This window comes from Actinomadura sp. 1N219 (assembly GCF_044326405.1).
Classification (GTDB): Bacteria; Actinomycetota; Actinomycetes; order Streptosporangiales; family Streptosporangiaceae; genus Spirillospora.
This window is the reverse complement of the sequence record NZ_JBIRAY010000008.1, coordinates 241,520-263,279: the sequence shown is the minus strand read 5'-3', so window position 1 is coordinate 263,279 and position 21,760 is coordinate 241,520. Positions and strand designations below refer to the sequence as shown.

Sequence of the window (21,760 nt, the reverse complement as noted above, 5' to 3'; positions counted from 1 at the left end):
AGGGTGGAACCCGGGTCCTTTCGTGTCCCTCCCAGTCCCTTGCAGTCCGGCAAACAAGGAGGTCACAGCGTTGATCAACCTCTGACCAGGACCGCCAGAACCTCAACGTGGTGCGTCATGGGGAAGGCGTCGAAGGCGCGGAGGGTCTCCAGCGTCCAGCCGCGCTCGCCGAAGTAGGCGAGGTCGCGGGCCAGGGTCGCGGGGTCGCAGGACACGTAGGCGATCTTGCGTCCGGCGAGGCGGGTGATCTGCTCGACGACGCCGCGTCCCGCGCCGGTGCGGGGCGGGTCGAGGACGACGAGGTCGGCGCGCCGGACCCGCTCCCCGCGGTGGTGGCCTGCGCCGCGCTTGTTCTGCGCCTGCGACCCGGTGGACGCGCGGCCGAACTCCAGGTCGGCGACGACCTCCTCGACGGGGCCGCGCTCGATGGACACGTTCGGCAGGTCGCGCAGGTTGAACCTGGCGTCCCGGACGGCCTGCCCGTCGGACTCGACGCCGACGACGAGGCCGTCCCGCCCGACCCGGTCGGCGAGGACGCCGGCGAACAGGCCCGCGCCGCAGTACAGGTCGAGGGCGATGTCGCCGGGCTTCGGTTCGAGCGCGTCGACGACGGCGGCGGCGAGCAGCGGCGCGGCGCCCGGGTGGACCTGCCAGAAGCCGCTGCCGCTGACCTGGTACAGGCGCCCGGACACCTCCTCGCGGACGTACGGGAGGCTCGCGCCGGGTTCGGGCTTGCCGCGGACGAGCCGGACCGGCACGTCCAGCCGCGGCACCTTGATCTTGCGTCGGTCGCGGCCGCGCAGCACGACCAGCCGGTCGCCGGTCGTCGCGGACACGACGCCCTCGACTCCGGTCGCGCCCGGCCAGCGCTTGCGCTCGATGCCCATCAGCTCCACGCCCGGGTGGGCGATCAGGCATTCGTCGATCGGCTCGATGTCGTGCGAGCGGTGCCGGCGCAGCCCGACGACGCCGTCCGACACGGTGAACTGGACGCGGGTGCGCCACCCGAGACCTGGCGGCGGCACCACCTCCGAGTCGACCGGGTACGGGACCTCCTCGACGGTGACCGCCCGGTCGATCCCGGCGAGGCGCTTGAGCTGCTCCTCCACGACGGCGGCCTTGAGGGCGCGCTGCGCGGGCAGGGACGCGTGCTGCCAGTCGCAGCCGCCGCAGCGTCCGGGGCCGGCGAACGGGCACGGCGGCTCGACCCGGTCCGGGGACGCCTCGATGATCTCCACGGCGTCGGCGCGGAGGAAGTTCTTCGCGCGCTCGGTGACGCGCGCCCGCACCCGCTCGCCCGGCAGCGCGTGCCGGACGAAGATCACGCGTCCCTCGTGCCGGGCGACGCAGAATCCGCCGTTGGCGACGTTGCCGACCTCCAGTTCGAGGACGTCGGGCAGGTCGGGGACGTCGGGTTCCAGGTCAGTCACGGTCCGAAACACTACCCGTACCGGGACGCGACCCGGTCCGCGGCGGCCGCCGCGACGCGCCGGGCCCGGGCGGCTCGGCCCGCCCCTTGAGCCGGTCGGACGACTGGAGCTGCCACGCGACGCTCGTCACCATGACGCCCGGCTGGAACAGCAGCCGCCCCTTGAGCCGCAGGGCGCTCTGGTTGTGCAGGAGCTGCTCCCACCAGTGCCCGACGACGTACTCGGGGATGAACACGGTGACGACGTCGCGCGGGCTCTTGCGCCGGACGCTCTTCACATACGACAGGACGGGACGGGTGATCTCCCGGTACGGCGAGTCGAGGATCTTGAGCGGGACGGGGATGTCGAGCGCGTCCCACTCGTCCTGGAGCCGCTGCGACTCGGCCGCGTCCACCGCGACCGTCACCGCCTCCAGCGTGGACGGACGCGTCGCGCGGGCGTACGCCAGCGCCCGCAGCGTCGGCTTGTGGATCTTGGAGACGAGCACGATGCCGTGGATGCGGGCGGGCAGCGCGACGTCCTCGCCGGAGGGCACCAGCTCGACGGCGACCCGGTCGTAGTGCCGCCTGATCCCCTTCATCAGCAGGAACAGCACCGGCATCGCGATGCAGACGATGTAGGCGCCGAGCGCGAACTTGGTGATCAGCACGACGACGAGGACGATGCCGGTGAGGGTGGCGCCGAACGCGTTGATGCCGCGGGAGGTCATCATCCGGCGGCGCTGCGCCGCGTCGGTCTCGGCCGCCAGCAGCCGGTTCCAGTGCCGGACCATGCCGATCTGGCTGACGGTGAACGACACGAACACGCCGACCGTGTAGAGCGGGATCAGCCGGCTGACGGACGCGTCGTAGGCGTAGATCAGCAGCCCGGCCATCGTGGCGAGGATGACGATGCCGTTGCTGAAGGCGAGCCGGTCGCCGCGGGTGTGCAGCTGCCGCGGGAGGAAGCGGTTCTGCGCGAGCACCGACCCCAGCACCGGGAACCCGTTGAACGCGGTGTTGGCGGCCAGGAACAGGATCAGCGCGGTCATCGTGGTGACGAGCACGAAGCCCAGCTCGAAGTTGCTGAACACGGTGTGCGCGACCTGCGCGACCACCGGGTCGGCGTGCTCGACCGCCTGCCCGGTCTTCGGGTCGATCAACTGGCTGCCCTGGTCGGGTTCGGCGAACCTGGCGTCGGTGATGTAGGCGAACGCGATGACGCCGCCGAACAGCGTCATCGCGACGACCCCCAGCGCCAGCAGCGTCTTCGCGGCGTTCTCGCCCTTGGGCTTGCGGAACGCGGGCACGCCGTTGCTGATCGCCTCGACCCCGGTCAGCGCGGCGCAGCCGGACGAGAACGCCCGCAGCAGCAGGAAGACCAGCGCGAACCCGGCGACGTCCGTCTCGTCGCCGCGGACCTCGTAGCCCGCCGTCTCGGCCTCCAGTTCGGCGCCCGCGACCAGCCGCACGAGCCCCCACAGCAGCATGCTGACCATCGCGAACATGAACAGGTACGTCGGGATCGCGAAGGCGACCCCGGCCTCCTTGAGGCCCCGCAGGTTCCCGATGGTGAGCAGCACCACGATGCCGATCGCAACGGCGACCTCGTGCGGCCGCATGAAGTCCAGCAGCGCCCCGAGGTTCTCCACCCCCGACGACACCGACACCGCGACCGTCATCACGTAGTCGACCAGCAGCGCGCTCGCGACGACGACGCCCCAGTTGCCGCCGAGGTTCTCGGTGGCCACCTCGAAGTCGCCGCCGCCGCTCTGGTAGGCCCGGACGTTCTGCCGGTACGAGGCGACCACCGTCAGCAGGATCACCACCACGGCCGCGGCGACCCACGGGGTGTAGTGGTACATCACCAGGCCGCCCGCGCCCAGCGCGAGAAGGATCTCCTGGGGGGCGTAGGCGACCGACGAGAGGGCGTCGCTGGCGAAGACCGGCAGCGCGATGCGCTTCTTCAGAAGCTGCTCGTGCTGCTGCGCGCTGCTCAGCGCCCGGCCGACGAGCAGCCGCTTCGCAAGGTCCGGAACCTTTGACACGAGAGGAGACTCTAGCCCGTGGACGTGACGCCGCCGTCCCGCCCCCGCGGCCGGGACGGACGGGCCGTACCGGGTAGTACTCGCCTGGGCGGATGTGTAGGTTTGCAGCCCGGTAGGGATCATTCACAGGAAACGTTCCTCGGGTGCGGCACGGCATGGGCGGTCGGCGACGGGTGCCGTGCACGGCGCGGGGGGTACAGGGGGAGCGTCCCCCTGGACGGACAGAGGGAACGGCCGTGCATATCGTGATCATGGGATGCGGGCGGGTCGGCTCGACGCTCGCCCACATCCTGGAGGACAAGGGTCACTCGGTGGCCATCATCGACCAGAACCCGGAGGCGTTCCGCCGCCTGCGCAGCGGGTTCCGGGGCCGCCGCATCACCGGTTTCGGGTTCGACCGCGACGTGATCGCCGAGGCGGGCATCGAGCGCGCGTCCGCGTTCGTGGCCGTCAGCAGCGGCGACAACTCCAACATCATCTCCGCGCGGGTGGCGCGGGAGACGTTCGGCGTCGACAACGTGGTCGCCCGGATCTACGACCCGCGCCGCGCGGAGGTGTACCAGCGCCTCGGCATCCCCACGGTCGCGACCGTCCGGTGGACCGCCGACCAGATCCTGCGGCGGCTGCTCCCCGAGGGCGCCGAGCCGCTGTGGCGCGACCCGACCGGCGCGGTCGTCCTCGCCGAGCTGGACTCCGGGCACCTGTGGGTGGGCGAGAAGGTCGGCGCGATGGAGGAGCACGCGGGCACGCGGGTGGCGTTCCTGTCGCGGATGGGCGAGGCCCTCGTCCCGGACCGGGACACCGTGATCCAGGACGGAGACATCGTGCACATCATGGCGGGCGCCGACGACGTCGAGCGCGTGAACCTCGCCGTCGCGGCGCGGGACGGGGAGGAGTCCTGATGCGGGTCGCGATCGCCGGGGCGGGCGCGGTGGGCCGGTCCATCGCCGCGGAGCTGCTGGAGAACGGGCACGAGGTCCTCCTGATCGACAAGAGCCCCAAGGCCATCAAGGTGGAGATGGTGCCGCGCGCCGAGTGGCTGCTGGCCGACGCGTGCGAGATCTCCGCCCTGGACGACGCCGCCCTGGAGCGCTGCCAGGTGGTGGTGGCCTCGTCCGGCGACGACAAGGTCAACCTGGTGGTGTCGCTGCTCGCCAAGACCGAGTACGGGGTGCCGCGCGTGGTGGCCCGGATCAACCATCCGAACAACGAGTGGCTGTTCAACGAGTCGTGGGGCGTGGACGTGGCGGTGTCGACGCCGCGGCTGCTGTCCGCGCTGGTGGAGGAGGCGGTCAGCGTCGGCGACCTCGTCCGGCTGATGACGTTCCGGCAGGGCGAGGCGAACCTGGTGGAGCTGACGCTGCCGGAGGACGCGCCGCTCGGCGGGGAGCGGGTCGGGTCGGTGGCCTGGCCGCGCGACACGGCGCTGGTGGCGATCCTGCGCGAGGGCCGGGTGCTGGTGCCGACGTCCGACGACACGCTCGAACCGGGCGACGAGCTGATGTTCGTCGCCAGCCAGGACGTCGAGGACGAGCTAGCGGAGCTGCTAGGCGGTCACTGACGAGACGCGTCAGGGACCCGCCCGGCCACCCCGGTCAGGCGGGTTCTTTGCGCTCTATGGGGGTGCGGCCGCGGGCGAGGAGCCAGACCATCGCCGCGAGCGCCGCCACCTGCAGCGGCCAGCCCATCACGATCTTGGCGGCGCCGAGCAGGCCGCTCTGGTCGCCGTCGGCGAGGTAGATCGGGTACTGGACGGCGACCCGCGCCGCGCACGGCAGCACCAGCAGCCAGGTGAGCCGCGAGCACAGCTTCACGATGCCGGGGTCGCGGCGCCATTCGGTCGGGTCGCCGGTGACGGTGCCGATGATGAAGCCGACGACCGGCCACCGCACCGCGATCGAGAAGATCATCGCGGCGGCGTAGCCGGCGTTGAGCAGGATGCCGGGCAGGAACGCGTCCTCGGCCTTGCCCGAGCGCAGCGCGAAGAACGCGGCGACCGCGATGCCGACCAGGCTGTTCAGGACGAACTGCGGGTTGGAGCGCTGCGCGATCCGGACGACGAGCAGCAGCACGGCCGCGCCGACTCCGGCGGCGACGGCGGGCTTGATCTCGTCCAGGGTGACGTAGGTGCCGGTGAACGCGATGGTGGGGACGGCGGCCTCGATCATGCCGCGGACGCCGCCGAGCGCCTTGGTGAGCTGGGCGCGCACGGCCGCCTCGACGGTGTCGTGCGCCGCCTTCTCCTTCTCCGGCGCGGCGGGAGCTTCGGGCGTCGCGGCCGTCGCCCCGGGCTCGCCGGACGCGGCGGGGTCCCCGGTTTCGGTGTCCACGCCGTCCTCCCGGCTCGCTTCGACTTCGCTCACGTCGCACTCCCGGCCGCTCGCCGCGGCCTCATGAACCGCCGCGCAGCTCGTATCGCGGATTGAACATGACCTTGCGCCCGTCCTGCGTGCTCACCAGCCCCTCGGCGCGCAGCATGCGCCCCGGGTCGATGCCGGCGATCTTGCGGCGGCCGAGCCAGACCAGGCTGATCACGTCGGTGCCGTCGTACAGCTCGGCCTCCAGGGCCGGGGCGCCGCCCCGCGGGCGGAGCGTCACCGTACGTAGCGTACCGGCGACGCAGTGCCGCTTGCGCTCGGCGCACTCGGTGATCGGCGTCGCGCCCTCGTGGCCCGAGGATTTCTGCAGGTCCTCGGCCTCGAGCTCGGCGTTGCTCGACGCCATGCGACGCAGGAAGCGGCGCAGTCCGCCCTTCCCGCGCTCGGCCGATACCTCGTCCATGTCTCGAAGCGTATGGCATCCCCGGACGAATCGGACCCCTTGCCGCGCCCTCGATCGGTTCCCGCTTCGCAAGACTTGGAATGAAGCATTCCGTTCTGCTATTATCGGAACAGAGCATTCCGCTCCGACAGGAAGGAAGAGCCGTGACCGCCACGCTCGACACCCCGGTCTCACCATCTGAGACGCGCACCGACGCCCCCATGGAGAGCACGGCACCTGTTCCGGTGGGGGGACGACCCCCCACACCCCCCGGAACCGCATTGAGTCCGCGCCGTTGGCTCGGCCTCTCCGCGGTCCTGGCCGCCACCCTGCTGAACCTGCTCGACTCCACCGTCGTGAACGTGGCCGCGCCCGCGATCCGCGCCGACCTCGGCGGGTCCTACTCCGCGCTGCAGTGGATGGCCGCCGGGTACACGCTCGCGCTCGCCGTCGCGCTGCTCACCGGCGGGCGGCTCGGCGACATGTTCGGCCGCAAGCCCGTCCTGCTGGCGGGGGCCGCCGGGTTCCTGGCGACCTCGGTGGCCTGCGCGTTCGCCTGGTCGCCGGAGAGCCTGATCGCCGCGCGGGTCGCGCAGGGGCTGTGCGCCGCGGTGATGATCCCGCAGGGCTTCGGGCTGATCCGCGACCTGTTCGGCGCCAAGGACGTCGGCAAGGCGTTCGCGCTGCTCGGCCCGGTGATCGGGCTGGCCACGATCCTCGGCCCGGTGGTCGCGGGGTTGCTCGTCGACGCCGACCTGTTCGGCACCGGCTGGCGCGCGATCTTCCTGATCAACGTCCCGGTGGGGGCCTACGCGCTGGTCGTCGGCGCGCGGGTGCTGCCCGCCCCGGCCCGGTCGCAGGCAGACCGCTCCGGCGGGCTGGACGTCACCGGCATGCTGCTCGGCGGGCTCGGCATGAGCATGCTCGTCTACCCGCTCGTCCAGGGCCGCGAGCTGGGCTGGCCGGCCTGGTCGCTGGCGCTGCTGGCCGGGTCGGCGCCCGTCCTCGCCGTGTTCGCGCTGCACCAGCTGCGCCGCGCCCGCCGCGGCCGGACGCCGCTCGTCCGGCTGAGCGTGTTCGCCAACCGCTCCTTCAGCTCCGGCGTCCTGTTCGTCGTCGTCTTCTTTGGGCTGATCACCGGGTTCTCGCTGGCCGTCGGGCTGTTCCTGCAACTCGGGCTCGGCTACACGCCGCTCGCCGCGAGCCTGGCGATGGCGTCCTGGGCGATCGGCGCGTTCGCCGGGTCGGCGTTCGGCAGCATGGCCATGGCCGGCCTCGGGCGGAACGTCCTGCACATCGGCCTGGGCATGATGCTCGCCGGGCTGGCCGCCCTGTACGCGGTGTTCGAGACGGCCGGGACGGGCCTCGGCGGCTGGCACCTGGTCGCGCCGCTGCTGCTCTTCGGCGCCGGAATGGGGATGATCTTCGTCCCGCTGTTCGACATCATCGTGGCGGGCATCGCCGACCACGAGGTCGGGTCCGGGTCGGCCGCGCTGGAGTCGATCCAGCAGCTGGGCGCCTCGCTCGGCATCGCGATCCTCGGCACGGTGTTCTTCGGCGCGATCGGCGCGCCGGCGGCCGGGCACTTCGACCCGGCGGCCGCGCTGGACGCCGCCAAGCGGGTCGCCGAGCTGACGATCGCCCTCACCGCGGTCGCGTTCCTGGTCGCGTTCCTCCTCCCCCGCCGGGCCCGCTCGCACTGACCCGGCCCGCCGAACTCGCCGTCCGAGCCGGGCGGCGTTTTCGGCGTTTCCGGCCCTTTCCGGCCCTCCGGGCCGTCAGGAGCGGCGGACGCGCGACGCCGCCATCGCGGTGAAGTAGCCGATCTCGGGGACGTTCATCAGCCTGGCGGTCCCCACGTACAGGGCTCCGCCGCCGAGACCTCCGACGACGACGGTGAGCAGGGCGGGGAGCCGGTCGCCCGGCAGAAGCCCGAAGCCCCAGACGGCCGCCGCCCCGAACGCGACGGCGGGCAGCGCGGCCAGATGCAGGCGGACGAGCGCGAGGAGGATGCGGCGCCCGTCCATCCCGCCGAGCCGCCTGCGCAGGACGAGCGCCGCGCCCGTCGCGCCGGCGAGGTAGAACAGCCCGTACGCGACGGGCAGCCCGAGCACGACCTGCCGCGCCGGGACGAACCGCAGCAGCGCGAACGCCGTGACCGCCTGCGCGATCCCCGCCGGAATCGCGATCAGACCGGGCGTGCGCGTGTCGCCCAGCGCGTAGAAGATGCGCATCAGAAGCTGGTGCAAGGTGAACGGCAGCACCATCACGGCGAAGACCATGAGGACGACGCCGATGCGGCGCGCCCCGTCCACGCTGAGGCTGCCGTAGGCGAAGAACGTGACGGAGCCGGGGATCGCGAACACCAGCATCCCGAGCCACAGCGGGACGAGCAGCGCGCAGGCCAGCCGCAGGCCGCGGGAGAAGTCGTCCCGGACGAGGTCGCGCCGCCCGTCCGCGACGTGCGCGCTCATCCTCGGCAGCAGCGCCGTGATCACCGACACCGCGATGATCGCGTACGGGAGCTGGAACACGACCAGCGCGAACTTGTAGGTGGCGAGCCCGCTCCCCGAGACCGGGCGGCCCGCCGCCTCCGCCGCCCGCTCGGCGGCGCGCGTCGCGACGTTCGCGGTCACGAGGACGCCCACCTGCGCGACGACGATGTAGAGCAGCATCCACGACGCCGCCCGCACCGCCTCGCCGAGGCCGGAGCCGCGCAGGTCGAGGCGCGGGCGCCAGCGGAACCCGGCGGACCGCAGCGTCCAGGCGAGGACGGCGCTCTGCGCGATCGTGCCGACCGCCGAGCCGACGCCGATGAGGGCGAGCTGGCCGTCGGTGACGGTGTCGGCGGTCCGGCCGCGTCCGGCGACCCAGAGGAAGACCAGGCCCGCGGCCATCGTGATCAGGTTGTTGACGACCGGCGCCCACATCGGCGCCCCGAACCGGCGCCGGACGTTCAGCATCGTGCTCGCCAGCCCGCTGACGCCGATGAAGAAGATCTGCACGAGCAGCAGCCGGGTGAGCAGCACCGCCACCTCGCGCTGCCGCCCCTCGTACCCGCCCGCGTACAGGGAGATCAGCTGGTCGGCGGCGAGCACGGCCGCGACGGTCAGCACGGCCAGGGCCAGCAGGACGACGCCGAGCAGCCGCCGCTCCGTCGCCGCTCCCCCGTCGGCGTCCCGCATCCGCCGCTTGACCAGGAACGGGACGAAGACGCTCGCGAGCAGCCCGCCGAGCAGCAGCTCGTACACCGTGTACGGGATCATCTCGGCGGCCTGGTAGGCGTCGCCGAGCAGCGCGGTGCCGAGCGCCGCGCCGATCACGACCGTGCGGAGGAAGCCGGTGGCGCGGGAGAAGACCGTCCCGATCGCCATGACGGCGCTGGAGTGCGCGACGCCGGGCGGCGCGGCCTGCGCGGCGCCGCCGATCTCGTCGCCCTCCGAGCCGGGCCGGTCGGCGGTCCCCGGGTCGCCGACGTCGCCGGGGTCGCGGAGCGGGACGAGCCCGGTCTCCGGCTCGCCGGGCGGCTCGGCGCGCTCGGCCTCCTCGATGACCGCCGGCATCAGGACACGCCACGGGCCGCGCTCGTCCTTTATGTCGGGCTCGTCCACGGTCATCACCCCCGGACGCGCCAGTATGCCGCGTGGGGCGCCCACCCTTCACGGATGAGCACCCCACGCGGCCTTGCGAGGAACACGGATGCTTGACTCCCGGGCGGTCAGTTGAGCGCCGCCTCGACCGCGGGGACCCGGACGGCCTTGCGGGTCGCGGCGTAGGCCGTGGCCCCGGTGAGGACGGCGGCGAGCGCGACCACCGCGAGGTAGGTCCACACGCTCCCGTCCGGGGTGGCCGAGTCGCGCCGGGCGAGGCCGAACGGCACGATCGTGAAGACCGACGCGACCGTCCCGACCAGCACGCCGGTGACGGTCAGCACCGCCGACTCCACCGCCACGCCGCCGAGCACCTGGCCGGGCGTCGCGCCCGCCAGCCGCGTCTGGCCGAACTCGCGGCGGCGGTGCGCGGTCGCCGCGATCAGCGTGTTCACCAGCATGATCGCGGTGAACAGCACCACCATCCCGATGACGACGAAGTTGAGCGTCTCGATGTTCTTCTGCTCGCTGGTCTTGGCGAGCCCGGCCGCGTCCAGCGCCGCGTTCTCGGTGGACTGCAGGAACAGCGTGCCGACCGCCGTCGCGACGAACAGGATCACCGGCGTGACCGCGGAGGCCAGCGCGCTCGTCCGGCGGCTCATGGTGTCGGCCGCGAGACCGCCGGCGGCGCCGCCGAGCAGCCGCAGCGGGCCGGCCACCAGCGCCGTGACCCGCCGCATGATCGCCGGGGCGAGCAGCGACAGCCCGATCGCGGCGAAGATGTCGGCCTGCCCGGACGTCGCCATCGCCATGCTGTCGCCCTCCATCACGGTCACGGTGATGACCGCCTGCTGGACGGCGACCAGCAGGAAGATCACCGCGAACACGATGCGCTTCTTGCTCAGCCCGCCGGTGTCGACGGCCGCGTCCGCCAGCGACTCCGTCACCCGGACGCGGGTGGTGCGGCGCGCGGTGATCAGCGCGGCGCCGACGGCGGACACGACGGTGATCCCGATGCCCATCGACACCGCGATCGGCCCGAAGGTGTAGCCGACGTCCGCCGGGACCTGGTCGGTGTCGTGCAGCATGCCCAGCAGCGCGCGGCCGAGGAGCATCCCCGGGACGATCCCGAGCAGCGCCGCCGCCACCGCCAGCCCCGCCGCCTCGCCGACGATCATCCGGCCGAGCTGCGCCGGGGTCGCGCCGACGCTCTTCAGCAGCGCCATCTCCGCGGCCCGCTGCCGGACGGACAGGGTCAGCGTCGAGGTGACCGCGAAGACCACCAGCAGCAGGCCCCACCCGCCGACGACGTTCGCCATCGTGACGAGCGTCTCCCTGGCCGTCCCGGTCGCGCCGCTCGCCTCCGCCGTGTCCAGCATCGACGCGAACGCCATGATGATCGCCGAGCCGAGGAACATCGCGAGGAAGCTCGCGACGAACGCGCCGGTCCGCTTGCGCAGTGAACTCATCGCCAGCTGGAACATCTCGTCACGCCCCCGCCATCGTCCGCTGACGCTCGACCTCTTCGGCCAGGTGCGTCATCCGCTCCGCGACGGCCTCGGCGGTCGGCGCGGCCTGGTGGCCGACGATCCGCCCGTCCGCCAGGTACAGCACCGCGTTCGCGAACGACGCGGCGACCGGGTCGTGGGTGACCATCACGACGGTCTGGCCGTGCATGTGCACCGACTCCTGCAGCAGGCCCAGGACGTCGCGGGCGCTCCGCGTGTCCAGCGCGCCGGTCGGCTCGTCCGCGAACACCACCCGCGGCCGCGTGACCAGCGCCCGCGCTATCGCCACCCGCTGCTGCTGCCCGCCGGACAGCTCCGACGGCAGGTGGCCGAGCCGGTCGCCCAGCCCGACGCGCTCCAGGACGGCCCGCGCCCCCTCCCGGTCGACCTTCCGTCCGGCGAGCTTCAGCGGCAGCACCACGTTCTGCATCACGTTCAGCGTCGGCAGCAGATTGAACTGCTGGAAGACGAAACCGATGCGCTGGCGGCGGAACTTCGTCAGCGCGGCCTCGCCGTCTCCGGTCAGCTCGGCGCCGTCCACGAACACGCGCCCCTCGGTGGGACGGTCGAGGCCCGCCGCGCACTGCAGCAGCGTGCTCTTGCCCGACCCGGACGGGCCCATCACCGCGGTGAACGACCCGGAGGGCAGCGACAGCGACACGCCGTCCAGCGCGACCACCTGGTTGCCCTCCGCGCCGTACACCTTGCGCACGCCCTCCAGGCGAAGCGCCTCACCCGACACCTGGCCCGCCGGGCCCGGCCCCTTACGTCCGATCATTTTCTTCCCTCCAGCCCGGCGCTCCTTCCTGGTGCGCCCTGCAGGAACGAAATTACGGAGGGCGACGGCCCGCGAGGATGGGTCCAGCACGCCGAACGGGGTAGGCAAAACCCCACCATTTCCTGGGGCTCGCACGGCCCCGCCTTCGACCGGGTCCGGCGATCCGGGTTACAGTCGCTGGCGGTGCGCCGGGAAGTCTGGTCGGCAGGTCCCAACAGCCCCATGCCGATCTGGAGGCCCCGTGCCGGCCATCGCCGCGATCGTCATCTTCGTCTGCGCCTACGTGCTGATCGCCTCGGAGAAGGTGCATCGGACGGCGGTCGCGCTCGGCGGCGCGGGCCTGATGCTGCTCCTGCACATCACCGACGCGGACGGCGCGTTCTTCTCGGAAGAGTCCGGGATCGACTGGAACGTCGTGTTCCTGCTGCTCGGGATGATGGTCATCGTCTCGGTGCTGAGGCAGACGGGCGTGTTCGAGTACGTGGCGATCTGGGCCGCCAAGCGCGCGCGGGGACGTCCCTACCGGCTGATGGTGATGCTGGTCGTCCTGACGGCAGGCGCGTCCGCGCTGCTGGACAACGTCACCACCGTCCTGCTGATCGCGCCCGTCACGTTCCTCGTCTGCGAGCGGCTGGCGCTGAAGGCCGAGGTGTACCTGATCGCCGAGGTGCTGGCGTCCAACATCGGCGGCACCGCGACGCTGGTCGGCGACCCGCCCAACATCATCATCGCGAGCCGCGGGAACCTGTCGTTCAACGACTTCCTCGTGCACCTCGCGCCGCTCGTCGTCGTCCTGCTCGTCGTGTTCTGCCTGCTGTGCCGCTGGCTGTTCCGCTCGGCGTTCCACTACGACCCGGAGCTCGCGGCCGAGGTCATGGAGCTGGAGGAACGGGAGGCCATCACCGACCGGCGGCTCCTCGCGCAGGGGCTCACCGTCCTCGCCATCGTCGTCGCGGCGTTCGTGCTGCATCCCGTCCTGCACTACGAGCCGTCCGTCGTCGCGCTCCTCGGCGCCGGGCTGCTCGTCGCCGCCACCAAGGTGACCACCGAGGACGCGCTCAGCGAGGTCGAATGGCCCACGCTGGTGTTCTTCGCCGGGCTGTTCGTGATGGTCGGCGGCCTCGTCGAGACCGGCGTCATCGGCGACGTCTCCGCGGCCGCCGCCGACGCCACCGGCGGCGATCCCGGCGCGGCCGCGATGCTGCTGCTGTGGGGGTCGGCCGCGCTGTCGGCGATCGTGGACAACATCCCGTACGTCGCCACGATGAGCCCGATCGTGTCCGACCTCGTCCAGGAGTACCCCGGTGACGAGGGCCGGGTCCTGTGGTGGGCGCTCGCCCTCGGCGCCGACCTCGGCGGGAACGCCACCGCCATCGGCGCGAGCGCCAACGTCGTGGTGCTCGGCATCGCCGCCCGCAACGGCACGCCCATCAGCTTCTGGCAGTTCACCCGCTACGGCCTGGTCGTCACCTTCGTCACGATCGCTCTGGCCACCCCCTACCTCTGGCTCCGCTACCTGTAGGCGATGGGAGAGGATGGACGGATGGACGAGGTACCTGAGGACTGGGACAGGGCCCTGACGATCGTCGCGCATCCCGACGACCTGGAGTACGGGGCGTCGGCCGCGGTCGCCAAGTGGACGAGCCAGGGCAAGACGGTGACGGAGGTGATGGCGACCCGCGGGGAGGCCGGCATCGACTCGATGGAACCCGAGGAGGTCTCCCGGATCCGCAGCGCGGAGCAGATCGAGGCCGCGCGCGTCGTCGGGGTGGAGACGGTGGAGTTCCTCGACTTCCAGGACGGCGTGCTGGAGTACGGCCTGCCGCTGCGGCGGGCGCTCGCCGAGGTGATCCGGCGGTACCGGCCCGAGGTCGTGCTGTCGCTGAACTTCCGGGACACCTTCCCCGGCGGCGGGTTCAACATGGCCGACCACCGCGTCCTCGGGCTCGCCGTCGCGGACGCGATCAGGGACGCGGCCAACCGGTGGGTCTTCCGCGACCTCGGCCTCGACCCGTGGCAGGGCGTCCGGTTCGCGCTGTTCGGCGGCTCACCGCAGAACACGCACTACGTGGACATCACCGGCCACTTGCAGGCCGGCATCGACTCGCTGCTCGCGCACCACGTGTACTTCTCGAACCTGGGCGCCGGGTTCGACGGGGCGGCGTTCCTCACCGGCAACGCCGAGGAGGTCGGACGCGCAGTCGGCGTCGAGCACGCGCTGACGTTCGAGATGATCGAGACGTAGCCCCGGCCGGCGGCGGCCAGCGGTCGCGGTTCTGCCAGCGGCGGGCGGGCCAGCGGCGGGCGGGCTAGCGGCGGGCGTTGGGCCGCTTGCCCTTGTTGGACTTGCTGCGTTTACGGGCCCGGCGTTTGCGCGTCTTCTTCGACATGTCCCGATTGACCACCCGGGAGGCGTCCGGCGCAAGGAATCCGCGGCGCGCGGCTCAGCGAAAACCCGCCGGCCGCACGTCCGAAATGGCGCGCGGCACGGCGGGCAAGTTTCTGCGGGAGCGGACGGCGGCCGGGCTCAGCGGACCACGGCGACCGGTCAGCGGACTGCGGACCACGGCGGCCGGGTCGGCGGACCCAAGCGGCCGGGTCAGCGGACCTCGGTGATCTCGGGGCCGCGCTCGAAGGGGTCGAAGGTCTCGACGGCCTCCTCCTCGTCGTCGTCGCCGCCCTCGCTGAACTCCTTCGGGATCCGCAGCTCCAGCAGGTCGCGCGGAGGCATCGGGGCGTCACCGCGGACGACGACCACGCCGCGCAGGACGTCCTCCAGGACCTGCCACTGCTCCTCGTTCTCGATCGCCGCGCCCTGCACGACGGCCTGCAGGAACCAGCGGGGGCCGTCCACGCCGAGGAAACGGATGATCTGCGGCGCCCAGCCCTGCTCGACGAACTCCGCCGGGATCTGCTTGCGGAAGTCCTCCGGCATCTCCGCGAGGACCTCCTCGGTCAGCGGCTGGGGGACCATCGCCAGCAGTTCGGGGCCGAACGGGCCGTCGCCCTCCTGGGTCTGGCCCTGCGCCTCCTCCTGGATGTCCTTGGCGGTCTCACGGCGCACGTCGTCCCAGATGCCGCTGCGCTTCGGCGCCGCGAACGCCTGCAACTGCATGGCGCTCTCCTCGTACTGCACCAGCACGGCGACGGGCCGCCCGTCCAGCGGGTTGCCCTCCTCGTCCACCTGGGTCGCCTCGAAATTCACCTGGAAGCCGAGGCCCTGGGCGACCGGCACCAGGATGGACCCGAAATCGAGCCGCTGCAGCTCGGGGAAGGAGTCCTCGGAGTCCCACGGGCCGCCCTCGGCCGGCTGCGCCTCGGCGGGAGCCTCTTCGGCGGCGTCCTCGGCGGCCTCCGCCGGCTCATCGGTCACCTCGGGCCCCTTCTCGGGCTCCTCGGCCTGCCGGCGACGTCCAAAAGCCACGACTCACGCTCCTTCTCGACTGTGCTCATTGCCTGCATTATCCGCGCCCGCGGGCCCTGGCCCTCCGGGCGCAGGACCGAATCCGCCGGTGGAGCCGAAGCCGTCGGTTCCGCGCGCCGATCCGGGAAGCTCGGCGACCTCGTGGAACACCGCCTGCTCCACCCGCTGCACGACCAGCTGCGCGATGCGGTCTCCGCGCCGCAGGGTGACGGTGGCGCGGAGATCGGTGTTCAGCAGGGTCACCTTGATCTCACCCCGATAACCGGCGTCGACCGTACCGGGTGCGTTGACTATGGTCACCCCCAACCTAGCGCCCAAACCGGACCTCGGGTGAATGAAAGCCGCGTAGCCGTCGGGCAGCGCGATCGCCATGCCCGTAGGGACCACGGCGCGCTCACCGGGCGGCAGTTCGACGTCCGCGGCCGCGACGAGATCGGCGCCCGCGTCGCCCGCGTGGGCGTACTGCGGCAGGGGCAGCCCGGGATCGAGCCGCCGGATCAGCACATCGACCTTGCTCACGCGTTCACCTCACGGACCTCGCCCACGCGTTCACCTCACGCTCACCTGCCGGAAAACCTCACGACCCTACCGAGGGCGCGGTGCCGGGCCGGTGCTGAAACGCCGTCCGCCGCACGAGTCCGGCAGTTGACCTTACCCGTTCCCGGACATGACCACTTCCGGAAGATTCAGCCCCAAAGCGTGGATTCACGCGTAGCGTCGCTTCCGTTACCCGCGGTGCTTCTGCGGGAATTGCGTCCCGCAGGAAAGGGGGCGTTCATGGGCACATCCGAACAGGAGATCGTCCACCGCTCGCTGGACGGTGTCAGGGTACGGCTCGCGGGTCCCCATGACCTCGGCCGTCCCTGCACGTCGGTCGCGGCGATCGCCGAGGGCGGGCGGCTTCACGAGATCTCCAGCGGCACCCGGGCGGGCGCGCTCGCCTGGGCCGAGGACATCGGCGTCGACCGGTTCGACGAGGAGTTCCGCGTCCAGGACGGGCGGCTGCGGATCGGCCGGGCCGCGGCGGACCACGACACCGGGACCGGGGTGCGCGAGACCGTCCTCGCGGCCGTGTGGGAGGGGCGTCGCCACGCGGTGTTCACGCACCTCTACCACGCGCGCCCGGCGGACGCGGTGGCGTTCTTCGACTCGGTGCGGCTGACCGAGCACAAGGACGGGGTCATCGCCGTCCCGCACGGCCGGGCCCGCCGGCCCGCGCCCGCCGAGCTGGTCAAGGAGGTCCCGGGCCTCGGGCTCCTGGAGATCAGGCCGCTGAACCGGCAGACGCGGCGGCGGCTCCCGTCGTGGCGCGGCGCGTCCGTCGCGGGCGGCGAGCTGTTCCGCGACAGCGTGGACGGCCAGGGCACCTATTTCATGCTGGCCCTGAAGTCGCTGCTGGTGACCGTCCTGCCCGAGGAGGACGAGGTGCGGGAGGTCCCGCGGCGGCTCGCGGGCCTGACGGTCGAGGCGGTCCCGTGACCGCGCTGGCGGCGGGCGTCGCGGCGGTCGCGGTCCCGCTCGTCCTGCTCGGGTCGCTGATCGGGCACGCCAGGCGTCCCGGCCTGCTCACCTCCGCGCTGCGTGCGCACGGCACGGTCCCGCGCGCGCTCGCGGGTCCCGTGGCGGCGGCCGTGGTCGTCGCGGAGGCGCTCACCGGCGTCGGCTGCGCGGCGGCGCTCCTGCTCCGGCTGGACGGGCCGATGCGCATGGCGTTCGGAGCATCGGCCGCACTACTCGCCCTCTACGCGGCATATGGGACGTACGTGTCGCGCACACGCCACAACGTGCCCTGCGGCTGCGCGGGCGCCGACGCACCGATGACGGGCTGGGTCGCGGGACGGGCCGCCGCCCTGTCCGCGCTCGCGCTGACCGGCGCCCTCCACGGGCTGCCGAGCGGGTCGTCCGCATACGAGTCGTTCATCGTCGTCACGGCGGGGCTGGGTTTCGCGGTCCTCCTCTGGACGCTCCCGTCCGCCATGATCGAGAGGAGGTCTGCCGGATGAGCTTCCAGAGCAGCGCGCTGCTGCTGTCGTGGGTGGCGATCCTGCTGCTCGCCCTGGTGGTCGCCGGTCTCGTCCGGCAGGTCCACGCGCTCGGCCAGGGCACGTCCCGCCCGACCGGCCTCGGCCCGGCGCCCGGCACGCCCGCGCCGTCCTTCGGCCGCCTCGGGCCGGGCCTGCTGCTCTTCCTCGACCGCGACTGCGGCGTCTGCACGGACGTGCTCGCGGCCGCCGACGACCTCGGCCCGCCGTTCCACGCGATCTTCGCGGGCCCGCCCGCGGACGCCGCGTCCGGCGCGACCGTCCTGTCCGGCGAGCGGGACGGCCTGTTCGCCGACTACCGCGTCCCCGCCACCCCGTTCGCCGTGATCGTCGGCGCGGACGGCCGCGTCCGGACCGCCGAACCCGTGGGCTCGCCCGAAGCCCTCCGCGCACTCACCTTGGAGGCGGCACGATGATCGAACTGGAAGACGTCCCGCCGCTGCGCGGCCCGCGTCCCGCCGAGGCCCGGCGCGTCCGCCGCCGCGTCCCGCCGGACGCGCCGACGTTCAGGCCGGTGCGGCGCAGCGTCCTCACGGGCCTCGCCGCCGCCGGCGCGACCGCCGGGCTGAAGGCCCTCGGCGTGTTCCCGCCCGCGCGGGAGGCGCTGTCCTCCGGGTTCGAGCTGGTCGGCTACTACGACATCTATCCGCGCTGCCCGTCGTACGCGTCCGGCCACAACTGCTCCCCCGGCTGCGGCCCGAGCCTGGTGTGCGCCTCATGCTGCCGGACGAGCGGAAAGTACAAGGGCTTCCACAAATCCGGTGTCTCGGACCCGGGACGCTACAAACTGCGCCCCAGCGACTGCTACGGAAGTCACTGGGACGGATGGCTCTGGGCCTACTCCAAAGCCTGCGGAAATTGCAAGAAGGGCATCACCTGGCGCTGCCACGACGGCTGGAAGAAGTCGAGCGCGGGAAACTGGTACAAGACCATCTGCCGTAAAGCGACGGCGTGCAAGAACTGACCGCCGGACGGCTGCGGCGCGGGCTGACCGACCCTCTCCTTCCCGTCGCCGCCGTCGCGCTCCTCGCGCTATCGGCCGCCGCCCTGAACGCCGCCGTCCTGTGCTGGGCGTCGATCGGCGTCCTCGCCGGATTCTCGCTTTCCGGCAGCGTTTGAACGCGCAACAGCGAATCCGTGCTGTTCTCGCCAGGTTGGCGAGCTCCCGTACGGCAGGGCGAGATCCTGGCCGTCTTCACCGCCGGACTGCTGATCGGCGGCACCCTGAGCGCCGCGGTGATCTGGCTGCTCTCGGGCTTCTCCGCACCGCTGCCCACGTCCGTCCGCACCGCCGCGATCCTCGGAATCGCGGCCCTCGGAACGGCCCGCGAATTCGGCCTGCTCTCCCTTCCCCTCCCACAGAACGCCCGCCAGATCCCGCAAGAAGTCCTCCAGACCAACCTCCGCCGAGGCACACTCCAATTCGGCTTCGAACTGGGCACCGGCGTCCGGACCTACGTCTCGTCCACCGCCCCTTATGTCCTCGCCTTGGCCCTCCTCCTAAGCCACGAGCCCCTCACAACCGCCCTCCTAACCGGCACCGCCTTCGCCCTAGGCCGCGCCCTAAGCGCCACCCTCACCTACCTCTCCCAAGACGACGCCAGAGACGCCGCCATCGCGACTCGAATGCCCGCCATCAAAACCACCACCGCCCTAACCACACTTTCAGCACTCACCCTCCTAGCCCTGTAACGACGTGTGCTGGACGAGCTCAGGCGCGCGAGGGATCGTGGACGGATGAGAGACTGAGATTCGTCCGTCCATTCGGAAGGTTCGCTGTGATCTGGTCGCTGGTGGTCTTCGCGGTGCTGCGGGGGTTCGCTGTGGCCGAGTGGGCGGGGTCCGGGACGGGGCAGCCGGTGTTGCTGGCGTTGGCCACGGCGACCCTGGCGGGGCTGGTCGTTCTGGCGGCCGTCCGGATCTGCGCGACGCGACGTGGGCACCGGGCCGCGCTGGCGCGAGTGCGGACGACGTTGCGAGAGCGGACCTTGCGCACGGCCATCCTACCCCGCCAGCCTGGCGGTAGCATGTGAGGTAGGATTTACCGCATGAGCGAGCCTACCCGGAAGTACTCCGTGACCATGCCCAGCGACGTCGCAGAAGAGGCCAGGTCGAGAAGCGGCCCTTCCGGATTGTCCGCGTATGTCACGGCAGCCGTCGCACGTCAGATCGAACGAGACAAGCTGGACGAGCTCATCGCGGCCTGCGAAGCGGAGAACGGCCCAGTCGACCCCGCCGGGGTCGAGGCAAAGCTCGCAATCTTCGATGAAGCCGAATCCACTCACCCCGGCCAAGTGGCATGACTCGTTCCACTGCCGTCCTGAACGGCACGCTGGTGCTGGACTGTGAAGGTCTAGCCAAAGCCACCATGCGCGACCGTGAAATGACTGAATGGCTGGCCGCCGCGCGGGTTAGAGACAAGCGCGTCACAACGAGTGCGGCCACGTTGGTCGAAGTGGCTCATCCAGGCATCAAGTGGGCCGCACTCCAGTGGACTCTTTCGCGAGTGAACGTTGAGCCCGTGACCGAATCAATCGCTCGGCATGCTGCCGCTCTCCTGCGTGATACTGGTCTGCACGGCCACAAGTACGCGATCGACGCGATCCTTTCCGCGACAGCCCTGGCCGCTTCGCACCCGGTCATGATCCTTACGTCCGACCCACAGGACATCCGCGCGTTGTGTGGTGAACAGGTGACGGTAGTCAAGATCTAGTAGCTGCGGGGTTGTATCTGCTGGCGTCGGGGGCGTGGACGGCGGTGGAGCGGGAAGTGCTGCGGCGGCGGGTCGTGGCTGCCCCTTGACGGATGTCGGGGCGTGTCGGTTCGATGGAAACCGAATGGCGTTCTGAACTCTGTGAGGACGGTGTGCGGTGACGGCAGTGCGGGACACCGGCGAGATCGACCTGTCCGACCTGACCTTCTGGTCCCTGCCCCCGGACCGGCGCCTGGCGGCGTTCGCGCGGCTCCGCGAGCGGGACCGGCCCGCGTTCTTCCGCGAGCTGAAGATGCCGTTCATCAGGACCGGGCGGGGCTACTACGCGCTGACCAGGCACGCCGACGTGGTGGAGGCCAGCCGGACGCCGGAGGTGTTCAGCAGCGAGCCGTCCTCCACCAGCATCGCCGACCTGCCCCGGTACATGGCCCGCTACTTCGGCTCGATGATCAACATGGACGACCCGCGGCACGCCAAGATCCGGCGGATCGTGTCGCGGGCGTTCACCCCCCGCGTCCTCGCCAAGCTGGACGCCGACCTGCAGACGACGGCGACGCGGATCGTGGACGACCTGCGCGGCAAGGGCTCGGCCGACTTCGTCACCGACGTCGCGGCCCGGCTGCCCCTGGAGGTCATCTGCGACATGATGGGCATCCCCGGACGGCTGCGCCCCATGGTGTTCCAGCGGACGAACACCATCCTTGGCCTCGGCGACCCGGAGTACACCGGCGGCAAGGACCTCTACCGCGGCGACATCACCCGGATCGGCGTCCTGTACGGGCTGCTTCAGGCGATGGCGGCCGGGTACGAGCTGAACCACCTGGCGATGAAGCTGGCGCGGCGCCGCCGCCGGTACCCCGGCGACGACCTGGTGTCGCGGCTCGTGACCGCCAACGTGGACGGCGAGTCGCTGACCGACCAGGAGATCGGGTCGTTCTTCATCCTGCTCGTCGTCGCCGGGAACGAGACCACGCGGAACGCCATGTCGCACGGCCTGAAGCTGTTCACCGACAATCCGGAGCAGCGGGCCCTGCTGATGGAGGACTTCGACGCGCACGCGCCCGGCGCGGTGGAGGAGATCGTCCGGATGGCGACGCCGGTCATCCAGTTCCGCCGAACGCTGACCCGCGACTACGAGATGAACGGCCAGCAGTACCGGACGGGCGACAAGGTTCTGCTGTTCTACAACTCCGCCAACCGCGACGCCGACGTGTTCACCGACCCGGACGCCTTCGACATCACCCGCTCCCCCAACCCGCATGTGGGGTTCGGCGGCCCCGGCCCGCATTTCTGCCTGGGCGCCAATCTGGCCCGGCAGGAGATCACGGTGATGTTCCGGGAGCTGTTCACGCGCGTGCCGGACATCCGGGCGAGCGGCGAACCCAAAATGCTCTACTCCAATTTCATCAACGGCATCAAACACCTGCCCTGCACTTTCTGAGCGGCGGGCCCGGGCGCCGTGGCGCGGCTTTCGGCGTCCGGGCCCGCC

The 21,760-nt window shown here is 71.7% G+C and carries 23 protein-coding genes; 14 read left to right on the top strand and 9 right to left on the bottom strand.

What is annotated here, in order from left to right; genetic code table 11:
- Nucleotides 1–74: 74 nt before the first annotated feature.
- Together ACH35V_RS24855 and ACH35V_RS24850 are read right to left on the bottom strand one after the other, a co-directional pair.
- Nucleotides 75–1,430, bottom strand: a complete 1,356-nt coding sequence (locus tag ACH35V_RS24855; RefSeq protein WP_395975394.1) for a class I SAM-dependent RNA methyltransferase — start codon at nucleotides 1,428–1,430, stop codon at nucleotides 75–77.
- Nucleotides 1,423–3,456 (bottom strand): APC family permease, encoded by a 2,034-nt coding sequence (locus tag ACH35V_RS24850; RefSeq protein ID WP_395975392.1) that lies wholly within the window; start codon nucleotides 3,454–3,456, stop codon nucleotides 1,423–1,425. The genes ACH35V_RS24855 and ACH35V_RS24850 overlap by 8 nt, the downstream gene beginning before the upstream one ends.
- Nucleotides 3,457–3,692: 236 nt before the next feature.
- Between ACH35V_RS24850 and ACH35V_RS24845 the strand changes: the two genes are divergently transcribed.
- Together ACH35V_RS24845 and ACH35V_RS24840 are read left to right on the top strand one after the other, a co-directional pair.
- Nucleotides 3,693–4,358 (top strand): potassium channel family protein, encoded by a 666-nt coding sequence (locus ACH35V_RS24845; protein WP_395975390.1) that lies wholly within the window; start codon nucleotides 3,693–3,695, stop codon nucleotides 4,356–4,358.
- Nucleotides 4,358–5,017 (top strand): potassium channel family protein, encoded by a 660-nt coding sequence (locus ACH35V_RS24840; protein ID WP_395975388.1) that lies wholly within the window; start codon nucleotides 4,358–4,360, stop codon nucleotides 5,015–5,017. Before ACH35V_RS24845 ends, ACH35V_RS24840 begins: the two co-directional genes overlap by 1 nt.
- Nucleotides 5,018–5,051: 34 nt before the next feature.
- Here the strand turns inward: ACH35V_RS24840 and ACH35V_RS24835 are convergent, their stop codons facing one another.
- Entirely contained in the window at nucleotides 5,052–5,819 is a 768-nt protein-coding gene (locus ACH35V_RS24835) for a DUF3159 domain-containing protein (protein ID WP_395975386.1), read from the bottom strand.
- Between the two features lie 28 nt (nucleotides 5,820–5,847).
- Entirely contained in the window at nucleotides 5,848–6,237 is a 390-nt protein-coding gene (locus tag ACH35V_RS24830) for an OB-fold nucleic acid binding domain-containing protein (RefSeq protein ID WP_395975384.1), read from the bottom strand.
- A 260-nt stretch (nucleotides 6,238–6,497) separates the two neighbouring features.
- On the opposite strand from ACH35V_RS24830, the gene ACH35V_RS24825 reads away from it, so the two are divergent.
- A complete protein-coding gene (locus ACH35V_RS24825) occupies nucleotides 6,498–7,919 on the top strand; it encodes an MFS transporter (RefSeq protein ID WP_395975382.1) in 1,422 nt (473 codons plus the stop codon).
- A gap of 75 nt (nucleotides 7,920–7,994) precedes the next feature.
- Here the strand turns inward: ACH35V_RS24825 and murJ are convergent, their stop codons facing one another.
- From murJ to ACH35V_RS24810, 3 genes are all read right to left on the bottom strand, one after another.
- The gene (murJ, locus tag ACH35V_RS24820; RefSeq protein WP_395975380.1) at nucleotides 7,995–9,833 is read right to left on the bottom strand and encodes a murein biosynthesis integral membrane protein MurJ; all 1,839 of its coding nucleotides are present in this window, start codon (nucleotides 9,831–9,833) and stop codon (nucleotides 7,995–7,997) included.
- Between the two features lie 101 nt (nucleotides 9,834–9,934).
- On the bottom strand, nucleotides 9,935–11,275 hold the full coding sequence (locus ACH35V_RS24815; protein ID WP_395975378.1) for an FtsX-like permease family protein: 1,341 nt from the start codon (nucleotides 11,273–11,275) through the stop codon (nucleotides 9,935–9,937).
- A 19-nt stretch (nucleotides 11,276–11,294) separates the two neighbouring features.
- Nucleotides 11,295–12,092: an ABC transporter ATP-binding protein gene (locus ACH35V_RS24810; RefSeq protein WP_395975376.1), complete on the bottom strand. Its 798-nt coding sequence runs from the start codon at nucleotides 12,090–12,092 to the stop codon at nucleotides 11,295–11,297.
- A 241-nt stretch (nucleotides 12,093–12,333) separates the two neighbouring features.
- Between ACH35V_RS24810 and ACH35V_RS24805 the strand changes: the two genes are divergently transcribed.
- Both ACH35V_RS24805 and ACH35V_RS24800 read left to right on the top strand, forming a co-directional pair.
- Nucleotides 12,334–13,614: an ArsB/NhaD family transporter gene (locus tag ACH35V_RS24805; RefSeq protein ID WP_395975374.1), complete on the top strand. Its 1,281-nt coding sequence runs from the start codon at nucleotides 12,334–12,336 to the stop codon at nucleotides 13,612–13,614.
- A gap of 21 nt (nucleotides 13,615–13,635) precedes the next feature.
- Nucleotides 13,636–14,337, top strand: a complete 702-nt coding sequence (locus ACH35V_RS24800) for a PIG-L deacetylase family protein (protein WP_395975372.1) — start codon at nucleotides 13,636–13,638, stop codon at nucleotides 14,335–14,337.
- Between the two features lie 354 nt (nucleotides 14,338–14,691).
- Here ACH35V_RS24800 and ACH35V_RS24795 read toward each other — a convergent pair whose 3' ends face one another.
- Both ACH35V_RS24795 and dut read right to left on the bottom strand, forming a co-directional pair.
- On the bottom strand, nucleotides 14,692–15,516 hold the full coding sequence (locus tag ACH35V_RS24795; protein WP_395975370.1) for a DUF3710 domain-containing protein: 825 nt from the start codon (nucleotides 15,514–15,516) through the stop codon (nucleotides 14,692–14,694).
- A gap of 3 nt (nucleotides 15,517–15,519) precedes the next feature.
- Nucleotides 15,520–16,035, bottom strand: a complete 516-nt coding sequence (gene dut / locus ACH35V_RS24790) for a dUTP diphosphatase (protein WP_395975368.1) — start codon at nucleotides 16,033–16,035, stop codon at nucleotides 15,520–15,522.
- Between the two features lie 258 nt (nucleotides 16,036–16,293).
- Between dut and ACH35V_RS24785 the strand changes: the two genes are divergently transcribed.
- The 9 genes from ACH35V_RS24785 to ACH35V_RS24745 all read left to right on the top strand — a co-directional run bounded on the left by ACH35V_RS24785 (nucleotide 16,294) and on the right by ACH35V_RS24745 (nucleotide 21,712).
- The gene (locus ACH35V_RS24785) at nucleotides 16,294–16,995 is read left to right on the top strand and encodes a hypothetical protein (protein WP_395975366.1); all 702 of its coding nucleotides are present in this window, start codon (nucleotides 16,294–16,296) and stop codon (nucleotides 16,993–16,995) included.
- Entirely contained in the window at nucleotides 16,992–17,519 is a 528-nt protein-coding gene (locus ACH35V_RS24780) for a MauE/DoxX family redox-associated membrane protein (RefSeq protein ID WP_395975364.1), read from the top strand. Before ACH35V_RS24785 ends, ACH35V_RS24780 begins: the two co-directional genes overlap by 4 nt.
- Complete coding sequence (locus tag ACH35V_RS24775) at nucleotides 17,516–17,974, top strand: hypothetical protein (protein ID WP_395975362.1); 459 nt, start codon at nucleotides 17,516–17,518, stop codon at nucleotides 17,972–17,974. Before ACH35V_RS24780 ends, ACH35V_RS24775 begins: the two co-directional genes overlap by 4 nt.
- Nucleotides 17,971–18,522, top strand: coding sequence for a hypothetical protein (locus ACH35V_RS24770; protein WP_395975360.1), 552 nt, complete (start codon nucleotides 17,971–17,973; stop codon nucleotides 18,520–18,522). The genes ACH35V_RS24775 and ACH35V_RS24770 overlap by 4 nt, the downstream gene beginning before the upstream one ends.
- Entirely contained in the window at nucleotides 18,510–18,677 is a 168-nt protein-coding gene (locus ACH35V_RS24765) for a hypothetical protein (RefSeq protein ID WP_395975358.1), read from the top strand. Before ACH35V_RS24770 ends, ACH35V_RS24765 begins: the two co-directional genes overlap by 13 nt.
- Before the next feature lie 18 nt (nucleotides 18,678–18,695).
- Nucleotides 18,696–19,250 (top strand): hypothetical protein, encoded by a 555-nt coding sequence (locus ACH35V_RS24760; protein ID WP_395975356.1) that lies wholly within the window; start codon nucleotides 18,696–18,698, stop codon nucleotides 19,248–19,250.
- Between the two features lie 356 nt (nucleotides 19,251–19,606).
- Nucleotides 19,607–19,861: a CopG family transcriptional regulator gene (locus ACH35V_RS24755; RefSeq protein ID WP_395975354.1), complete on the top strand. Its 255-nt coding sequence runs from the start codon at nucleotides 19,607–19,609 to the stop codon at nucleotides 19,859–19,861.
- On the top strand, nucleotides 19,858–20,271 hold the full coding sequence (locus tag ACH35V_RS24750; protein ID WP_395975352.1) for a PIN domain-containing protein: 414 nt from the start codon (nucleotides 19,858–19,860) through the stop codon (nucleotides 20,269–20,271). The genes ACH35V_RS24755 and ACH35V_RS24750 overlap by 4 nt, the downstream gene beginning before the upstream one ends.
- 157 nt (nucleotides 20,272–20,428) lie before the next feature.
- Entirely contained in the window at nucleotides 20,429–21,712 is a 1,284-nt protein-coding gene (locus ACH35V_RS24745; RefSeq protein WP_395975350.1) for a cytochrome P450, read from the top strand.
- Nucleotides 21,713–21,760: the final 48 nt, after the last annotated feature.

Bases quoted from the DNA above. Each gene is read 5' to 3' on its own strand.
- ACH35V_RS24770 (WP_395975360.1), top strand. From the start codon at position 17,971: ATGATCGAACTGGAAGACGTCCCGCCGCTGCGCGGCCCGCGTCCCGCC.
- ACH35V_RS24755 (WP_395975354.1), top strand. From the start codon at position 19,607: ATGAGCGAGCCTACCCGGAAGTACTCCGTGACCATGCCCAGCGACGTC.
- ACH35V_RS24775 (WP_395975362.1), top strand. From the start codon at position 17,516: ATGAGCTTCCAGAGCAGCGCGCTGCTGCTGTCGTGGGTGGCGATCCTG.
- murJ (WP_395975380.1), bottom strand. From the start codon at position 9,833: ATGACCGTGGACGAGCCCGACATAAAGGACGAGCGCGGCCCGTGGCGT.
- ACH35V_RS24800 (WP_395975372.1), top strand. From the start codon at position 13,636: ATGGACGAGGTACCTGAGGACTGGGACAGGGCCCTGACGATCGTCGCG.
- ACH35V_RS24830 (WP_395975384.1), bottom strand. From the start codon at position 6,237: ATGGACGAGGTATCGGCCGAGCGCGGGAAGGGCGGACTGCGCCGCTTC.
- ACH35V_RS24810 (WP_395975376.1), bottom strand. From the start codon at position 12,092: ATGATCGGACGTAAGGGGCCGGGCCCGGCGGGCCAGGTGTCGGGTGAG.
- ACH35V_RS24815 (WP_395975378.1), bottom strand. From the start codon at position 11,275: ATGAGTTCACTGCGCAAGCGGACCGGCGCGTTCGTCGCGAGCTTCCTC.
- ACH35V_RS24785 (WP_395975366.1), top strand. From the start codon at position 16,294: ATGGGCACATCCGAACAGGAGATCGTCCACCGCTCGCTGGACGGTGTC.
- ACH35V_RS24840 (WP_395975388.1), top strand. From the start codon at position 4,358: ATGCGGGTCGCGATCGCCGGGGCGGGCGCGGTGGGCCGGTCCATCGCC.
- ACH35V_RS24750 (WP_395975352.1), top strand. From the start codon at position 19,858: ATGACTCGTTCCACTGCCGTCCTGAACGGCACGCTGGTGCTGGACTGT.